Source organism: Mesorhizobium sp. P2_E7 (assembly GCF_056403855.1).
In genome coordinates, this window is record NZ_JBFUER010000001.1 from 2,277,710 (window position 1) to 2,293,768 (window position 16,059).

14 protein-coding genes are annotated in these 16,059 nt (G+C 64.1%); 7 read left to right on the top strand and 7 right to left on the bottom strand.

From position 1 onward, the window contains the following. Positions 1-4: 4 nt before the first annotated feature. From AC1DYC_RS11430 to AC1DYC_RS11450, 5 genes are all read right to left on the bottom strand, one after another. A complete protein-coding gene (locus tag AC1DYC_RS11430; protein WP_477406324.1) occupies positions 5-1,717 on the bottom strand; it encodes an IlvD/Edd family dehydratase in 1,713 nt (570 codons plus the stop codon). Positions 1,718-1,733: 16 nt separating this feature from the next. Next, a complete protein-coding gene (locus AC1DYC_RS11435; protein ID WP_477406326.1) occupies positions 1,734-2,513 on the bottom strand; it encodes an SDR family oxidoreductase in 780 nt (259 codons plus the stop codon). Between the two features lie 24 nt (positions 2,514-2,537). Then, the gene (gene araH / locus AC1DYC_RS11440) at positions 2,538-3,488 is read right to left on the bottom strand and encodes an L-arabinose ABC transporter permease AraH (RefSeq protein ID WP_477406328.1); all 951 of its coding nucleotides are present in this window, start codon (positions 3,486-3,488) and stop codon (positions 2,538-2,540) included. A 9-nt stretch (positions 3,489-3,497) separates the two neighbouring features. After that, positions 3,498-5,009, bottom strand: a complete 1,512-nt coding sequence (gene araG / locus AC1DYC_RS11445) for an L-arabinose ABC transporter ATP-binding protein AraG (protein ID WP_477406330.1) — start codon at positions 5,007-5,009, stop codon at positions 3,498-3,500. 69 nt (positions 5,010-5,078) lie between these two features. Then, entirely contained in the window at positions 5,079-6,068 is a 990-nt protein-coding gene (locus AC1DYC_RS11450) for an arabinose ABC transporter substrate-binding protein (RefSeq protein WP_477406332.1), read from the bottom strand. 255 nt (positions 6,069-6,323) lie between these two features. On the opposite strand from AC1DYC_RS11450, the gene AC1DYC_RS11455 reads away from it, so the two are divergent. Both AC1DYC_RS11455 and dgoD read left to right on the top strand, forming a co-directional pair. Then, the gene (locus AC1DYC_RS11455) at positions 6,324-7,013 is read left to right on the top strand and encodes a FadR/GntR family transcriptional regulator (RefSeq protein WP_477334835.1); all 690 of its coding nucleotides are present in this window, start codon (positions 6,324-6,326) and stop codon (positions 7,011-7,013) included. Between the two features lie 7 nt (positions 7,014-7,020). Further along, positions 7,021-8,169: a galactonate dehydratase gene (gene dgoD / locus AC1DYC_RS11460; RefSeq protein ID WP_477406334.1), complete on the top strand. Its 1,149-nt coding sequence runs from the start codon at positions 7,021-7,023 to the stop codon at positions 8,167-8,169. Positions 8,170-8,317: 148 nt separating this feature from the next. Here dgoD and AC1DYC_RS11465 read toward each other — a convergent pair whose 3' ends face one another. Beyond that, positions 8,318-9,250 (bottom strand): LysR family transcriptional regulator, encoded by a 933-nt coding sequence (locus tag AC1DYC_RS11465; protein ID WP_477406336.1) that lies wholly within the window; start codon positions 9,248-9,250, stop codon positions 8,318-8,320. Positions 9,251-9,343: 93 nt separating this feature from the next. On the opposite strand from AC1DYC_RS11465, the gene AC1DYC_RS11470 reads away from it, so the two are divergent. Next, positions 9,344-10,354, top strand: a complete 1,011-nt coding sequence (locus AC1DYC_RS11470) for a zinc-dependent alcohol dehydrogenase family protein (RefSeq protein WP_477406338.1) — start codon at positions 9,344-9,346, stop codon at positions 10,352-10,354. Between the two features lie 108 nt (positions 10,355-10,462). On the opposite strand, the gene AC1DYC_RS11475 is transcribed toward AC1DYC_RS11470, so the two are convergent. After that, positions 10,463-11,470 (bottom strand): ATP-grasp fold amidoligase family protein, encoded by a 1,008-nt coding sequence (locus tag AC1DYC_RS11475; protein ID WP_477406340.1) that lies wholly within the window; start codon positions 11,468-11,470, stop codon positions 10,463-10,465. A gap of 182 nt (positions 11,471-11,652) precedes the next feature. On the opposite strand from AC1DYC_RS11475, the gene AC1DYC_RS11480 reads away from it, so the two are divergent. From AC1DYC_RS11480 to AC1DYC_RS11495, 4 genes are all read left to right on the top strand, one after another. After that, positions 11,653-12,807, top strand: coding sequence for an ABC transporter ATP-binding protein (locus tag AC1DYC_RS11480; RefSeq protein WP_477406342.1), 1,155 nt, complete (start codon positions 11,653-11,655; stop codon positions 12,805-12,807). Next, entirely contained in the window at positions 12,804-14,030 is a 1,227-nt protein-coding gene (locus tag AC1DYC_RS11485) for an ABC transporter permease (protein ID WP_477406344.1), read from the top strand. Before AC1DYC_RS11480 ends, AC1DYC_RS11485 begins: the two co-directional genes overlap by 4 nt. Beyond that, positions 14,027-14,878 (top strand): ABC transporter permease, encoded by an 852-nt coding sequence (locus AC1DYC_RS11490; RefSeq protein ID WP_477406346.1) that lies wholly within the window; start codon positions 14,027-14,029, stop codon positions 14,876-14,878. Before AC1DYC_RS11485 ends, AC1DYC_RS11490 begins: the two co-directional genes overlap by 4 nt. 115 nt (positions 14,879-14,993) lie before the next feature. Next, a complete protein-coding gene (locus AC1DYC_RS11495) occupies positions 14,994-16,049 on the top strand; it encodes an ABC transporter substrate-binding protein (RefSeq protein WP_477406348.1) in 1,056 nt (351 codons plus the stop codon). Positions 16,050-16,059 lie beyond the last annotated feature (10 nt).

Consider the following 16,059-nt stretch of genomic DNA (forward strand, 5'->3'; position numbering starts at 1 on the left):
GGCCTCAATGGCTTTCGCGCGGGATGGCGTGGCCGCGGCTGCCGACGAGGAAATCGAGGTCGGCGCCGCGATCCGCCTGCAGCACCCGGTCGACATAGAGGCTCTGGTAACCGCCGCGCATCGCCGGTACGGGCGGCTGCCAGCTTTCACGACGCCGCGCCAACTCCTGGTCGGACACGTCAAGATGCAGTTTTCGCGCCTCGACATCGAGCTCGATCATGTCGCCGCTACGAACCAGCGCCAGCGGACCGCCGACAGCGGCCTCGGGCGCCGCATGCAGCACCACCGTGCCGAAGGCGGTGCCGGACATGCGGGCGTCGGAAATGCGGATCATGTCGCGCACGCCCTTTTTCAGCAGCTTCTGCGGCAGCGCCATGTTGCCGACCTCGGCCATCCCGGGATAACCCTTAGGGCCGCAATTCTTCAGCACCATGATCGAGGTCTCGTCGATATCGAGCGCGGGGTCGTCGACGCGCGCCTTGTAGTCGTCGATGTCCTCGAAGACGACGGCGCGGCCGCGATGCTTCATCAGCGCCGGCGTGGCGGCGGAAGGTTTGATGATAGCGCCATCCGGCGCCAGGTTGCCGCGCAGCACAGCAATGCCGCCTTGGGCGGTGAGCGCCTTGTCGCGCGGGCGGATCACCTCGGGATTGTCATTCCTTGCGTCGGCGATGTTATCGCGCACACTCTTGCCGGTGACGGTCAGCGCGTCGAGATCGAGCATATCGGCGATCTCTTTCATCACAGCCGGAATGCCGCCGGCGTAGCAAAAATCCTCCATCAGGAAGCGGCCGGACGGCATCAGGTCGAGGCTGGTCGGCACGTCGCGGCCATACCTGTCCCAGTCGTCCAGCGTCAGCTCGGTGCCGACGCGGCCGGCAATCGCCAGCAGATGCACGACCGCATTGGTCGAGCCGCCGATCGCGCCATTGACGCGGATGGCGTTGGCGAAGGCCGCCTTCTTGAGGATGGCCGACGGGCGCAGATCCTCGTTGACCATCTCGACGATGCGCCGCCCGGTCATGCGGGCGATGCGGCTGCGGCGCGCATCGACCGCGGGATAGGCGGCGTTGCCGGGCAGCGCCAGGCCGAGCGCCTCGACCATCGAGGCCATGGTCGAGGCCGTGCCCATGGTCATGCAATGGCCGGGCGAGCGCGACATGGCGCTTTCGGCATCGGCGAAATCCTGTTCGCTCATCACGCCGGCGCGGACATCCTCCGAGAATTTCCAGACATCGGTGCCTGAGCCGATCTGCCGACCCTGGAAGCGGCCGTTGAGCATCGGCCCGCCGGAGATGACGATCGCCGGCAGGTCGCAGGAGGCAGCCCCCATGACCAGCGACGGCGTGGTCTTGTCGCAACCGGCCATCAATACGACGCCGTCCATCGGATTGCCGCGGATCGCCTCCTCGACATCCATCGAGGCAAGGTTGCGAAACAGCATCGCCGTCGGCCGCAGATTGGATTCACCGCACGAAAACACCGGGAATTCCAGCGGCAGGCCGCCGGCCTCCAGCACGCCTGCCTTGATATGCTCGATCAGGCCGCGGAAATGGACGTGACAGGGCGTGAACTCGGAAAATGTGTTGCAGATGCCGATCACCGGTCGGCCGTCGAAAGCGTCGTCGGGCAGGCCGTTGTTCTTCATCCAGCTGCGATGGATGAAGGCATCCTTGCCGAGGCCGCCGAACCAGTGCTGCGATCGTCTCTTGGTCATGATCTCTTTCCAGCGTTCAGGCAGGATGCTGCAGCTGGCTGAGCCCGCCATCGACGACGAGGGTGGCCGCGTTCATGAACGGGCACTCATCGGAAATCATGAACACTGCAGCCAACGCGATCTCGCGCGCCGAGGCGATGCGGCCGCCCGGATGCAGCGCCAGCGTCTTGGCACGCGCCGCAGCCGGATCGGCAAAACTGTTCCAGTAGTCGGTCGCCTTCTGTGTCTCGACATAGCCCGGCGCCAGCGCGTTCACGCGCACGCCCTGCCCGGCATATTCCAGCGCCAGCGATTTGGTCAGCCCAAGCAGCGCGTGCTTGGCGACGGGATAGGGAAAGGTGTGCGGAATGATGGTGAAGCTGTGCGTCGAAGCGATGTTGAGGATCGCGCCACCGCCGCTTGCGATCATGCCCGGCAGCACCGCCTTACTGCAATTCCAGGCACCTTTGACGTTGACGTCGAAATTGCGATTCCACTCCTCGTCGCTCGCCTCGAGCGGCGTCGAGAACACATTCACCCCGGCATTGTTGATCAGTGCGTTGATCGGCCCGATCTCTTCGGCTGCTTGTCTAACGGCTGCGGCAATTGCGGCGGCGTCGCTGATGTCGGCCGCGACATGCCCGACATGACCGCGCGGCGCGGCAAGACTGGCAACCGTCTTGTCCAGCAGCGCGCCGTCGCGGTCGACCAGGAACAGCTTTGCCCCTTCGGCAAGGCAGGCCTGCGCAATGGCAAGTCCGATACCTTGCGCGGCGCCGGTCAGGAAAATGCGTTTGCCGGACAGGCGCTCAGCCATGGCTGTCACTCCACTGGAAGATGGTCAGCGCCGGCCCAGTGCCGACGAGCGCAGATTGTCGAGCAGCACGGCAAGCAGCAGGATCACGCCGCGCACAATGTACTGGTAGAAGGCCGGAATGTTGAGCAGGTTCATGGCGTTCTCGGCGATACCCATGATCAGCACGCCGACGATGACGCCGGACATGGTGGCGCGACCGCCTGCAAGCGAGACGCCGCCGAGCACGCAGGCCGAGATGACCGAAAGCTCGAGCCCGACCGCCGCATTGGGCTGGCCCGATGTAATGCGCGACGCAAGCAGGATGCCGGCAATGCCGCAGACGACACCTTGCAGCGCAAAGATCCAGATGCGCGTCCAGTCAACATTGACGCCGGCCAGCCGCGACGCCTCGGGATTGCCGCCGATAGCCAGCGTGTTCTTGCCAAACACGGTGCGGTTGAGCACGAAGCCGAAGATGCAGAACAGCACGGCCAAAACCCAGACCGGCGTCGGGATGCCGAGCAGTTTTGAGAGCGCCAGCTGATAGAAATCCGGGCTGTTGATGCCGACCGCGCGGCCATCTGAGGCGATGAGGGCAAAGCCGCGCACGATCTGCATGGTGGCGAGTGTCGTGATCAGCGCATTGATGTGGAATTTGGCGATGACAACGCCGTTGATGAAGCCGACGAACGCGCCGCAGGCGATGGCCGCGAGAAGGCCGAGCATGATCGAGCCGGTGTAGTTCGACGCCATGACCGCGACCATGCCGGCAAAGGCGACGATGGAGCCGACCGACAGGTCGAAGTCGCGCGCGGCAAGGCAGAACATCATGGTGCAGGCGACGATGCCGACGGTAACCACCGACTGCAGCAGGCCGAGCATGTTGCGGTCAGTGAGGAAGTTGGGCACCAGCAACGACACCAGCGCGAAGGCGACGATGAAGATGACGACAAGGCCCTGTTCGCCGAGCAGGATTTTCTTCAACTGGTCGGTCATGGCAAATCCTCAGGAAGCGATCGCGTCGGGGGTCTTGGTATCGGGAAGAGCGGCAGCCAGGATCGCCTTTTCGGCGAACTGGTCCCGGCTGAGTTCGGCGCTGACGCGGCCGCCGCACATCACCAGGATGCGGTCGCAAATGCCCATCACCTCCGGCAGTTCGGACGAGACGACGACGATCGCCATGCCGTCCTCGGCAAGCTGATAGAGCAGTTCATAGATTTCCGCTTTGGCGCCGACATCGATGCCGCGCGTCGGCTCGTCGACGATGAGCACCCGCACGCCCTGCTCCGACAGCCAGCGACCCAGGATGACCTTCTGCTGGTTGCCGCCGGACAGGTTGATGATGTCCTGCTTGCGCGACGGTGTGCGCACCTTGAGCTTCTTGATGAAGGTCTCGGCCGTGGCGATCTCGCTGGCACGGTTCAAGATGCCGAAGCGCGTGTGATGGCGCCGCGACGAGATGTTGATGTTCTCCTCGATCGAGCGGCCCTGGATGATGCCGTCATGCTTGCGGTCTTCCGAGCACAGCACGATGCCGGAGCGGATCGCGTCATGCGGATCGGCGGCATGGACGATCTTGCCGTCGACGCTGATCGTGCCGCCGGAGCGCGGGTCGGCGCCGAACACCAGCCGCATCAGCTCCGAGCGCCCGGCACCGATCAGGCCAAAGAAGCCGACGATCTCGCCGGCCCTCGCCTCGAAGCTGGCCGGCGTCGTCAGCTTGGCGCCGGAGAGCGACGCGACCTTCAAGCGGGCATCGCCGGATGAGCGCGGGCGAAAACCCCAGATGTCGGAGATTTCGCGGCCGACCATTTCGGCGACGACCTGGTCGCGCGTGACGTCCTTCAGCGATGCATGATGCGCCGCTAGCTTGCCATCGCGCAGCACCGTCAGGCTGTCGCACAGCCGAAACACTTCGTCCAACCGATGCGAGACATAGATGATGACCTTGCCCTCGCCACGCAGGCGGCCGATCAGGGCAAACAGGATTTCGCTTTCGCGCGAAGACAGCGACGAGGTCGGCTCGTCCAGCGCGATGACGCGCGCGTCGAGCATGATCGCCTTGGCGATCTCGACCATCTGGCGTTCTCCGATCGACAGCGTCTTGACCTTGCGGCTGATATCGATGTCGATGCCGGCCGATTTCAGCTTGGCGCCGACATCTTCCCGCATCCTGGCGCGGGCGATGATGCCGGCGCTGGCGGGAAAACGGCCAAGGCTGAGGTTTTCGGCAACGGTCAGTTCGGGAACCAGTTGCAGTTCCTGGTGGATGACGATGACGCCATTGTCGAAGGCATCTCGCGTCGATGAATAGGCCTGGACCTTGCCGTCGATGCGGATCTCGCCCTCGCCGGCATGCTGGTCGCCGGACAGGATCTTGATCAGCGTGGATTTGCCGGCGCCGTTCTCGCCCATCAGGCCGTGCACGGCGCCCTTGTCGACGCCGAAGGAAACGTCCGACAGCGCCTTGACGCCCGGATAGGTCTTGGTGATGCGCGAGAAGTCGAGAAAGGACACGGGTCGATCCTTCTGTGTGATGCCAAACAGGCGGCGACATCAAGCCGCCGCCTGTTTGTACAGGGAGGATTATTCGATGCCGAGACCCTCGCGGACCTTCTGGTAGTCGTCGCGCTTGGCCAGCGCACCGGCGGTCAGGATCAGCTTCTCGGGTTCCTTGTTGTTGGCGACCCAGTCGTACATGTTGAGCGCCGTCTCGTAGCCGTGACGCTTCGGCGAGATGATCACCGTGCCGACAAAGCCGGTGGCGGTCGGCTTCTTGAACTCGTTGATCGCCGAATCCGCGCCGCCAATACCGACGCCGATCACGTTGTCGGCCGAGATGCCGACGCTTTCGGACGCACGCACGGCGCCCAGAACCGCTTCGTCATTGAGGCCGAAGGCGACCCACTTCTTGATGTCGGCATGGGCGTTGAGCACCACCGTCGCCGCATTGAGCGCGGCCTCGGTGTCGGTCTTGGCCTGCGGCGCATCAAAGATGTTCTCGGCCTTGAAGCCATTTGCCTTCAGCACCGAGATGGCGCCTTCGACGCGGTCGACCGCGGTCGGCAGCTGGTCATAGGAGACGCGGATGGCGCCGACCTCCTCGGCCTTCCAGCCGCGTGCCTTCATTTCGTCGACGATCGCCTGGCCGACGGCCTCGCCGATCTTGGTCGCCGAAATGCCCATATGCGGCACGTCTTCCAGCGCCTTGCCGTCGGCGCCAACGAGGCGGTCGTCGACGGTCATCAGCTTGAGATTGTTGGCGGCGGCCTTGGCGACGATGCCGGGGCCGAGCTTCACATCAGGCGTACAGACGATGAAGCCTTGTGCGCCCTGCGCGCCGAGATTGTCGATGGCCGACATCAGCTTCTCACCGTCCTCGGCGCCGATCTTGACGAGTGTAAAACCCTTTTCCTTGGCGGCCTGGTCGGCGAACTTCCATTCGTCCTGGAACCACGGCTCTTCCGGCTGTTTGACGATGAAACCGATCTTGGTGTCCTGAGCATATGCAGCGATGGTCGTGACGGACAGCACGGCAAGCGCGCCCGCGACGAGCGCGGTCTTCAAAAGTCGCATGATTACCTCCCAGCGATGGCCGGGCGCTCAGCCCGGGTGCAGAGTCTCTAATTCTTTTTATCATACTCGTCAATTGATCTGGTATGATAATTAAGCTACATGCTCTGACTAGGGATCGCTGGCGCAATTGATCCGCATCCGGTAAGGCCGGGCCGGTTGCGCGAAACAGCGGGTTCGCCGCCTTGGAGGAGGGCTGAGGTGACCGAGACTTCTAAAAAGCTACAGGGCGACACGCCCACCCGCCGCCCGCGCGTCATGCCCGACGTGATCAAGGCAATCGCCTCCGACATCTTTTCCGGACGCTATCCTGCCGGCTCATCCCTGCCGACCGAAAACGAACTCGGCGTCGAATATGGCGTCAGCCGCACCGTCATCCGCGAAGCGCTGAAGGTGCTGGCCGCCAAGGGGCTGGTGCTGTCGCGGCCGCGCATCGGCACGGTTGTATGCGAACAGGACAACTGGAACATCATCGACCCGCAAGTGCTGGCTTGGCATGCGCCGCACGCCCTGGACGACAAGCTGTTCGACGCCATCCTGGAAACCCGCCGCGCCATCGAACCGCTGGTCGCCGAGCTCGCCGCCACCCGCGCGACGCTGCAGGAGATCGCCGACCTCGAAGCCGCCTGGCGCGGCATGGCCAACGCCGGCGAGGATCTCGCCGCCTTCTCGCGCTCCGACATCGTCTTCCACCAGATCGTCTATGCCGCGAGCCACAATCCGATCTTTAGGCAGATCGGCAATTTGATCGACACCGGGCTGAAATTCTCCCTCGAAGCAACCGCGACCATCTCGCTCGACCGCCGCATGGAAGCGGTCGCGGCGCACCGCGAGGTGGTGGAGGCGCTGCGCATGCGCGATGCCGTGGCGGCGCGGGCCGCGGCAGGCCGGATACTCGACCTTGCGGCGCGCGATCTCGTCAGCGCCAAGAAACTCAAGAACAACTGAGACCAGCATGAAAATCATTTCACTCACCACGTACATCGTGCCGCCGCGCTGGCTGTTCCTGAAGATCGAGACCGATGCCGGCGTCACCGGCTGGGGCGAACCTGTCGTCGAAGGCCGGGCGCTGACCGTCGAGGCGGCGGTCAAGGAGCTTGGCGACTATCTCATCGGCAAGGACCCGCGCCTGATCGAGGACCATTGGACGGTGATGCACCGCGGCGGCTTCTACCGCGGCGGCCCGATCCTGATGAGCGCCATTGCCGGCGTCGACCAGGCGCTGTGGGACATAAAGGGCAAGGCGCTCGGCGTTCCCGTGCACGAATTGCTCGGCGGCAAATTGCGCGACACGATAAAAGTCTATTCCTGGATCGGCGGCGACCGGCCGGCGGAAGTCGCCGATGGCGCCAGGGAAGTGGTGGCGCGCGGCTTCCAGGCCCTGAAGATGAACGGCACCGAGGAACTGCAGATCGTCGACAGCCATGACAAGATCGATGCGGCCGTCGAACGCGTCGCCATGGTGCGCGAAGCCGTCGGCCCCAATATCGGCATTGCTGTCGATTTCCATGGCCGCGTGCACCGGCCGATGGCGCGCATGCTGGTCAAGGAGCTGGAGCCCTACCGGCTGATGTTCATCGAGGAGCCGGTGCTCAGCGAAAACCGCGACGCACTGAAGGAGATCGCCGCCCTTGGATCGACGCCGATCGCGCTCGGCGAGCGGCTCTACAGCCGATGGGATTTCAAGTCGGTGTTCGAGCAAGGCGCCGTCGACATCATCCAGCCCGACCTGTCGCATGCCGGCGGCATCACCGAATGCCGCAAGATCGCGGCGATGGCCGAGGCCTATGACATTGCGGTCGCGCCCCACTGCCCGCTTGGTCCGATCGCGCTCGCCGCCTGCCTGCAGCTCGATGCCGTCAGCTACAACTGCTTCATCCAGGAGCAGAGCCTCGGCATCCACTACAACGCCGCCAACGATTTGCTCGACTACGCCGCCAACAAGGACGTCTTCCGCTACGAGGATGGCTATGTCGCCATCCCCGATGGCCCGGGCCTCGGTGTCGAAATCGACGAGGACTACGTCAAGGAGCGCGCCAAGGAAGGCCACCGCTGGCGCAACCCGATCTGGCGCCACAAGGACGGCTCCTTCGCCGAGTGGTGAGGTGGGCGGGGCCTTACCGCGTCTAATCGCGCTAGCCTGGCAAGCCTTGCGGTGGCAGCTTTCGACCGGACGTGCAGGGGCCGGTCGCCATCCCCGGTGTACTTCGCGAGAAGCGCATCGGTGTAGAGCCGTGCCTTAAATCAAACCGTCATGCCTGCTGCCAGGGCAGGCTCCGGGTGAATCGTTCGACGATCCAGTCGGCAAACGCGCGGGTCTTGTTGGGAACGTGACGGGATGAAGGGTGCACCATGTAGATGGCACCGTCGCTGGGGACCGGAAAGCCTTCGAGGATCCGCACAAGGCGCCCATCGGCAAGCTCGCGGCCAACCAGCCAGTCGGTTGCGTAGAGCAATCCGTGTCCGGCGATGGCCGCCATAACCAGCGCTTCCGCATCGTCCGAGATGAAAGGCCCTGCAATGGGCACCACGAGTTGCCTTGTAGCCGGCATGATGAACTCCCAGGCATTGGGGTTTGTCTTACCGGAGAAGATGAGGCACTCATGGCCGGTGAGGTCCTCGGGTGATGCGGGAACGCCCCGCCGCTCAAGATAGGCGGGCGATGCACAGATCATCCGCCTTCGCTCCGCCAGCTTACGGGTCATGAGCCGCGAGTCCGGCAACACCCCCAGGCGTATGGCCAGATCGAAACCTTCTCCGATCAAGTCCACGAAACGATTCGAGAAAGAGACATCGAGCGCCACCCCGGGATAGGCCTCAAGGAACTCGACCAGCATGGGCATCAGCCACATGCGGCCAAAGCTGCCCGGCAGAGCCAGCCGCAGGCGCCCTCGCGGCTCACCATCCGTAAACCGCCCCGCTTCCTGACCCGCCGCCAGCAAACCGCCCAGCAAAGGGCGAATCTGGCTGAGATAGAGATCACCGGCTTCCGTCAGCACCACCCGGCGCGTCGAGCGCTCGACCAGTCGGACGCCGAGACTCTGCTCCAAGGTCTGGACACGCCGCGAGACGACTGTCGCATCGCGATGGAGCCGATGACCGGCGGCGTTGAACGAGCCTCCCTCCGCGACAGCGATGAACGCCGCCAAGGCTTCGATATCGGGGATGGTGTCCGATTGCTGCATCTGTTGCAGCTTTAAACTGCAAAACTGCTCTCTTCAATTCGTTTTTTGCAGCAGCCAAATGGGATCATGCAATCATCGCGAAAGGACCGACCCATGCGTGCCATCATCTTGAACAAGCCCTCGCTCGAAGCTCTGAGCCAAATCGAGCTGCCCGATCCGCCCGTGCCGCGATACGGCCAGGTGAATGTGCGCATGCGCGCCGCCAGCCTGAACTTCATCGATCTTGCCATGGCCAAGGGCCAATATCCCGGCGTCGCCCTTCCGCTGACGCCGGTTGCCGATGGCGCGGGCGAGATCATTGCCATCGGTGATGGAGTGACCGGATTGAAGATCGGCGATCGTGTCGCCATTCACCCCAAGGCGCTGTGGATCGCCGGCCGCCCCACGGCAGCGAAAGCAAATACAATGCGGGGCATATCGCTACCGGGTTCGTTGATCGAGATCGCGACGGTTGATGCCGTTTCGGTCGTCAAGGCGGCGGACCATCTGTCATGGGAAGCGATCGCCACGCTGCCCATCGCGGCGACCACGGCCTGGAATGCGCTCGCTGCCGCCGATGCAGGGCCGGGCTCGACGGTGCTGCTCCTGGGAACCGGCGGCGTTTCCATCTTCGCATTGCAGCTTGCCAAGGCCAGGGGCGCCCGTGTCATCATCACCTCGTCGTCCGACGCCAAGCTCGATCGTGCGCATGCGCTTGGCGCCGACGAGACGGTGAACTATCGCAAACTTCCCGATTGGGATGCCGAGGTCCAACGCCTGACCGACGGCATCGGCGTCGACCTGGTGCTGGAGACCGCCGGACCCGACACATTCACCCGCTCGCTTGCCGCGACCCGCCAGGCCGGTCTGATCTACACGATCGGCTTCCTGACCGGAACGAAGCTCGAGCTTGACCTGATGCCGATCATCGTCAAGGCCCTGCGCGTGCAAGGCAACAACACCGGTTCCGTCGAGGATCTGGGCCGGGCGATGCAAGCCATTGCCGCGGCTCGCATCGAACCGGTGATTGACCGGACCTTCAGCGTGGCGGAAACCGGCCAGGCGTTCCGCTTGCTGGCGGAGGGCGGTAATTTCGGCAAGATCGTCATCCGCCTCGACTGGTAACCATGAGGCGGTCGGCCCGGTGGCGCAACCCGGTCTGGCGCCACAAGGACGGCTCCTTCGCCGAGTGGTGAGGTGCTGTCGCCTGCAACATTCGAACGTTGACGCGCCTCAGCCCGGCAGAGTTTGCAGAGGCACTTTCTCGACGAGCGGTGTCCGATCGCCGTACTTCGCCAACAGCGCGTTGGCATAAAGCCTTGCAAACCCGCTGTGGCCCCTGCGCAGGTAATCCGACTGATCGAGCCGCCACCGCTGCTCTACATCGGCCATGATCGCCGGATTGCTCCAGGTGGCATAGCCGGCCGCTGAATAGACCGTGACCTCGCCGGCGAACAGGCAGTCGTCGGTGACCAGCAGATCGACGCGGACATAGTCGAGATCGCCGGCGATGCGCGGCCCGATTTCGGCCGCCTGCCGGATGAACTCGACGAGACGTGGCGTCACCGGCAGCGCCTGATCCTCGCGCGGATAGTCGATATCCCGCCCCGGCAACGGATTGCCCTGGGGATCGAACAGCCGCGACATCAGGGCTTTCTTGTCCTCGGCCCTGACATGGCAGACGACGCCGCTGCACACTTGCACCTTGATCTCGGTTGCGATCCTGCCGCCACTGAGGGGCAGCGCCTCCTCGAGAAACGCTTCCGGTACGATTGACCAATAGGCCCACTCGCCAAAGCGCCTTCCATGCTGCTTGCCCAGCCAGCGCTTCATCTTGCGCACGATCGTCGCGCGATCAGGCTCGCCTCCGGACACGAAGATGTTCATGTCGCAGCCATGATTGGCCTTGACCACCACATCGCCAGCCAACAGCGAGGACGGAATGTCGTCAGGATCGCGGCCGCGCCACAGGGTCCTGGGTATCGGCAAATCCGGGCAGACGCGGCCAACATAATCCTTGACGGCGAGCTTGTCCGACAGGGTGATGAACAGCGGATTGTGGTCGATCACCTTCCGCCACAGCATGCGTTCATTGTAGCGTTCCGGCGCGGCGGGATTGGGCCAGTAGCCCAGCCGCCGGAAAAACCGGATGACGAGAACCGGGTGCCGGAACGTGATCAGCACCCGCGCCGCTGCCAGAACGAAGCGTTGGCCGAGCGAAAGTTCGGCATTCGTCTTCATCTCTGGCGCCCGCGCCGATGAGAACTCCGCCGCGGCTGATCGGATCGATTCACCACACACCTGCACCCCTGCCCTTTCCCAGCTAAACACCAACGCCGCGCGCCCGGCAAGCGCACGAAACCTTGCTATTTCGCCGCGGACCGGCTTAACGGGAACAGCGGCAAGACGACTTCGGTGGGGACATGAACGAGCAGCTCTCAGCCCTTCGGCGGCCACAAGCTGGCGCGGCTGGCAACTTGAGCACCGGGCGGCCCTCTGCGGAGGCCACCCCTCTCGTCGAATTCCGCAACATCGGCAAGACCTATGATGGCGTGGCCAACGTCGTTGAAAACCTCGATCTCGATATCGGTCGCGGCGAGTTCCTGACGCTGCTTGGCCCCTCAGGCTCCGGCAAGACGACGCTGCTGATGATGCTGGCCGGGTTCGAAAACCCAACCGGCGGCGAGTTGCGGCTCGATGGCCAGCGCCTCGACCGAGTCCCGGCCCACCGGCGCAACATGGGGATCGTCTTTCAGAGCTACGCGCTGTTTCCGCATATGAACGTGCGCCGAAATATCGGCTATCCGCTGCTGCAGCGCGGCGTCGCCAAGGCCGAGATCGCGCGGCGGGTCAACGAGGCGCTCGCCATGATCCATCTCGACGGCTTTGGTGAGCGGCTGCCGGCGCAGCTTTCCGGTGGCCAGCAGCAGCGCGTGGCGCTGGCCCGCGCGCTCGTCTTCAGGCCTGACATCGTTCTGATGGACGAGCCGCTCGGGGCGCTGGACAAGCAGTTGCGCGAGCAGATGCAGATCGAGATCAAGCACCTCCATGCGGCGCTCGGCGTGACGGTTCTCTACGTCACGCACGACCAGTCGGAGGCGCTGACGCTGTCGGACAGGATCGTGGTGCTCGACAAGGGCGCGATCCTGCAGATCGGAACGCCCGAACAGATTTACGAGACGCCCAATTCCTCCTTCGTCGCCAACTTCATTGGCGAGATGAACAATTTTCCGGGCACAGTGCGCGACGACGATGGCGTCTGCCGCGTCGCGCTCGACTGCGGCGTCATCGTGGAAGCCGTCAACGCGATTGACGCCAGGTCCGGCATGCGCGTCAACGTCGCCGTGCGGCCGGAGCACACGCGTCTCGGCCCGCCTGACGAAGCTGGCGCCATACCGGCAACAGTGCGCTCGACGATCTATCATGGCGATCATCTTCGCTATGAAATCGAGGTCGATGGCCGCTCCGATTTCATGGCACGAACCGCCGGATCGCAGCGCTTTGCAGCCGGCGCAAGCGTCGCGTTGAGCTGGGACGCCGACAAGGCCTGCGTGCTGGATGAGAGACGGACACAATGACTGTCACTGCCGCGCCGATGGTCGATCTGCGCGCGGGCCTGCGCCGCGCCGAGCGGGGACGTCAGTTGCGCGCCTTCGCGCTGGTGAGCCCGCTGCTTGCCTTCCTGCTGGTGATCTTTGTGCTGCCGATCGCCTCGACGCTGCTGTTTTCGGTTTCGAGCACCGAAATGCGCGCGGCACTGCCGCGAACGACCGCGGCGCTGGCCAGCTGGACCGGCGACGCACCGCCATCTGAACCCGCCTATGCCGCCCTTGCCGCCGATCTGGCGCAGGGCTACGCGCAAAAGACCGTGGCAGGCATCGCAACACGGCTCAACCAGGAAATCCCAGGCATGCGCAGCCTGGTCATGCAGACCGCGCGCAAGGCAGAAACGCTGACGCCGCCTTTCCGGACAGCTTTCGCGGCCATCGATCCGCGCTGGGACGACATTGCCACCTGGCGCGCCATGCGCTCGGCCGCCGGGCCGCTGACGCCGCGCTACCTCCTGCAGGTGCTCGACCTCGAGCGCGAGTGGGACGGCGGCATCGTGCGCGTGCCGCCCGACCGCGCGGTCTATATCGGCTATCTCGCGCGCACCTTCTGGATGAGCATCGTGGTCACGCTGCTGTGCATCGCGATCGGCTATCCCCTCGCCTTCTACGCGGCACACTGCCGGCCGCTTGCCAGAACGCTGGTGCTTGCCGCGGTGTTGCTGCCGTTCCTGGTCTCCGTGCTGGTGCGAACGGCCGCGTGGATCGTCGTCCTGCAGAAGAACGGCATCGTCAACAGCCTGCTGTTGCGGCTTGGTCTTGTCGATCAGCCCTTGCCGCTCATCTTCGACCGTTTCGGCGTCTATGTCGTCATGGTGCATGTGCTGCTGCCGTTTCTGGTGCTGCCGCTCTACAGCGTCATGCGAACCATCCCGGCGCTGCACATGCGCGCCGCCAGTTCGCTCGGCGCGACGCCGCTGTCGGCTTTCCTCAGCGTCTACCTGCCGCAGTCGTTGCCGGGCTTGAGCGCCAGCGCCCTGCTCGTCTTCATCCTGTCGCTCGGCTACTACACCACGCCGGCGCTGGTCGGCGGTCCCGGCGACCAGATGCTGAGCTCGCTGGTGACCGAGTTCGCGCTGGAGATCGGCAATTGGGGCATGGCGAGTGCCGCCGCGACCTTGCTGCTGGTCTCGACGCTGATCAGCTACCTGGTGTTTGCCAGGCTGTTTGGCGCGCGCGGCTTCCTGACATGAGGACCTTTTTCGCCTCACACGGTTTTGTCACCTGGCAGCAGCGTCTCGGCGCAATTGCGTTACGCGTTGTCGTGGCGTTTGCCTGCGCCTTCCTGATCCTGCCGATCGTGGCCGTCATTCCGATCTCGTTCAGCTCCGGCACCTTCCTCAGCTATCCGCTGCCGGGACTGTCGCTGCGCTGGTATGAGCAGGTGTTGCAGCCCTACCCATGGCTCACCGCGCTGAAGAACAGCCTGATCGTGGCCGGCGCGGCGACCGCACTGGCCACCGTGCTGGGCACCATGGCCGCCTGCGGGCTGACACTGGCCAAGTTTCCCGGGCGCGGGATCGTGATCGCGATCTTCCTGTCGCCGCTGATCGTTCCCCCCATCATCATCGCGCTCGGGGTCTATTTCCTCTATGCCCGCATCGGGTTCACGGGAACGTTCACCGGCCTGATCCTTGCGCACGCCATGCTTGGCGCGCCTTTCGTGGTGCTCACCGTCATGGCGACATTGCAGACCTTCGACCGCCAGTTGCTGCGTGCTTCGCAAAGCTGTGGCGCCACACCGCTCACCACCTTCCGCATGATCACGCTGCCGATCATCGCGCCGGGCGTGCTGTCGGGCGCGGCCTTTGCGTTCATCACCTCCTTCGACGAGGTCGTGGTCGCGCTGTTTATTGCTTCGCCGGCGCAATTCACGCTGCCGCGGCAGCTTTTCGCCGGCCTGCGCGACCAACTCGAACCGTCGATCGTAGCCGTCGCCACGCTGCTGATTGCGTGCACGCTGATTTTCCTGGCTGTGTTCGAGGCCCTGCGCCGCCGCGCCTTGCGCAGCCTCGGCACGGTGGACGGCGTGCTTCCGTGATCTGCATGCATTTTTGGTGGCTTCACCCCAAAAATCGTCAGGCAGTTTCGAACGACTTGGGCTACCAAAGCGATGGCAAGCGCTCCTTGAGGGGCCGCACACAGAGGGGTTGGGCATGAAGGGTTTCATCAAGGGCGCGTTGTTGGCAGCCGCGCTCAGCGTAACGCAGCACGGCGTGGCACACGCGCGCGACTTTACGGTAACCGCGTGGGGCGGTGCGGTGCAGGACGCCAAGCGCAACATCTACTTCACGCCTTTCGCCCAGGAGAAAGGCATCAAGGTTCTCGACGATGTTTATGAGGGCGGCTGGGCGCCGTTCAAGGCCATGCAGGATACCGGTGTCGCACCGTGGGATGTTGTCCAGGTCGAGACCGCCGAACTGGTGCGCGGCTGCGAGGAAGGCGTCTTCGCGCCACTCGACTGGTCGAAGATCGGCGACAAGAAGGATTTCGTGCCATACGCGGTTTCGGAATGCGGCGTCGGCACCACAGCCTGGTCGATCGTGCTTGCCTACAACAAGGACAGCGTGAAGGACGGCCCGACGACGGTTCAGGACTTCTTCAATCTTCAGAAATGGCCGGGCAAGCGCGCCATGCGCCGGGGGCCGAAGATCAGTCTCGAATTCGCCCTGATGGCCGATGGCGTTGCACCCGTTGACGTCTACAAGGTGCTGTCGACGCCGCAAGGCATCGACCGCGCCTTCGCCAAGCTCGACACGATCAAGCCGCAGATCCAATGGTGGAAGGCCGGCGCCCAGCCGACAGAATGGCTGGCTTCAGGCGATGTCGCCATGGCGCTCGCCTATAACGGCCGGGTTTCCGCTGCCCTAGACGGTGGCAAGCATTTCGGCATCGTGTGGCAGAACACGCAGTACGATGTCGACGCCTGGGCCATCCCCGCCAAGTCGCCCTATATCGAACTCGCCCACGAATTCATCAAATACGCGTCCGACGCCAGGCGGCAGGCCGACTTCACCAACATCTTCGCCTATGGCACGACGATCAACGGCGCCGAGAAGTTCATCAAGCCCGAGCGCATCGCGCTGCTGCCGGCCGGCGACAATCTAAAAACCGGCCTGCATATCGGCAGCGAAGAGGCGCGCGCCTTCTGGCTCGACCATCTGGAAGAGCTGAACGAGCGCTTCAACACCTGGTCGGGAACCTCGGAGTAGACGGCGCCGA

Excerpts from the sequence above, each read along its gene's own strand:
- AC1DYC_RS11470 (WP_477406338.1), top strand. The coding sequence starts at position 9,344 with ATGCGTGCCATCATCTTGAACAAGCCCTCGCTCGAAGCTCTGAGCCAA.
- AC1DYC_RS11475 (WP_477406340.1), bottom strand. The coding sequence starts at position 11,470 with ATGAAGACGAATGCCGAACTTTCGCTCGGCCAACGCTTCGTTCTGGCA.
- AC1DYC_RS11480 (WP_477406342.1), top strand. The coding sequence starts at position 11,653 with ATGAACGAGCAGCTCTCAGCCCTTCGGCGGCCACAAGCTGGCGCGGCT.
- araH (WP_477406328.1), bottom strand. The coding sequence starts at position 3,488 with ATGACCGACCAGTTGAAGAAAATCCTGCTCGGCGAACAGGGCCTTGTC.
- AC1DYC_RS11485 (WP_477406344.1), top strand. The coding sequence starts at position 12,804 with ATGACTGTCACTGCCGCGCCGATGGTCGATCTGCGCGCGGGCCTGCGC.
- dgoD (WP_477406334.1), top strand. The coding sequence starts at position 7,021 with ATGAAAATCATTTCACTCACCACGTACATCGTGCCGCCGCGCTGGCTG.
- AC1DYC_RS11465 (WP_477406336.1), bottom strand. The coding sequence starts at position 9,250 with ATGCAGCAATCGGACACCATCCCCGATATCGAAGCCTTGGCGGCGTTC.
- AC1DYC_RS11430 (WP_477406324.1), bottom strand. The coding sequence starts at position 1,717 with ATGACCAAGAGACGATCGCAGCACTGGTTCGGCGGCCTCGGCAAGGAT.
- AC1DYC_RS11435 (WP_477406326.1), bottom strand. The coding sequence starts at position 2,513 with ATGGCTGAGCGCCTGTCCGGCAAACGCATTTTCCTGACCGGCGCCGCG.
- AC1DYC_RS11455 (WP_477334835.1), top strand. The coding sequence starts at position 6,324 with ATGCCCGACGTGATCAAGGCAATCGCCTCCGACATCTTTTCCGGACGC.
- AC1DYC_RS11495 (WP_477406348.1), top strand. The coding sequence starts at position 14,994 with ATGAAGGGTTTCATCAAGGGCGCGTTGTTGGCAGCCGCGCTCAGCGTA.
- AC1DYC_RS11490 (WP_477406346.1), top strand. The coding sequence starts at position 14,027 with ATGAGGACCTTTTTCGCCTCACACGGTTTTGTCACCTGGCAGCAGCGT.
- AC1DYC_RS11450 (WP_477406332.1), bottom strand. The coding sequence starts at position 6,068 with ATGCGACTTTTGAAGACCGCGCTCGTCGCGGGCGCGCTTGCCGTGCTG.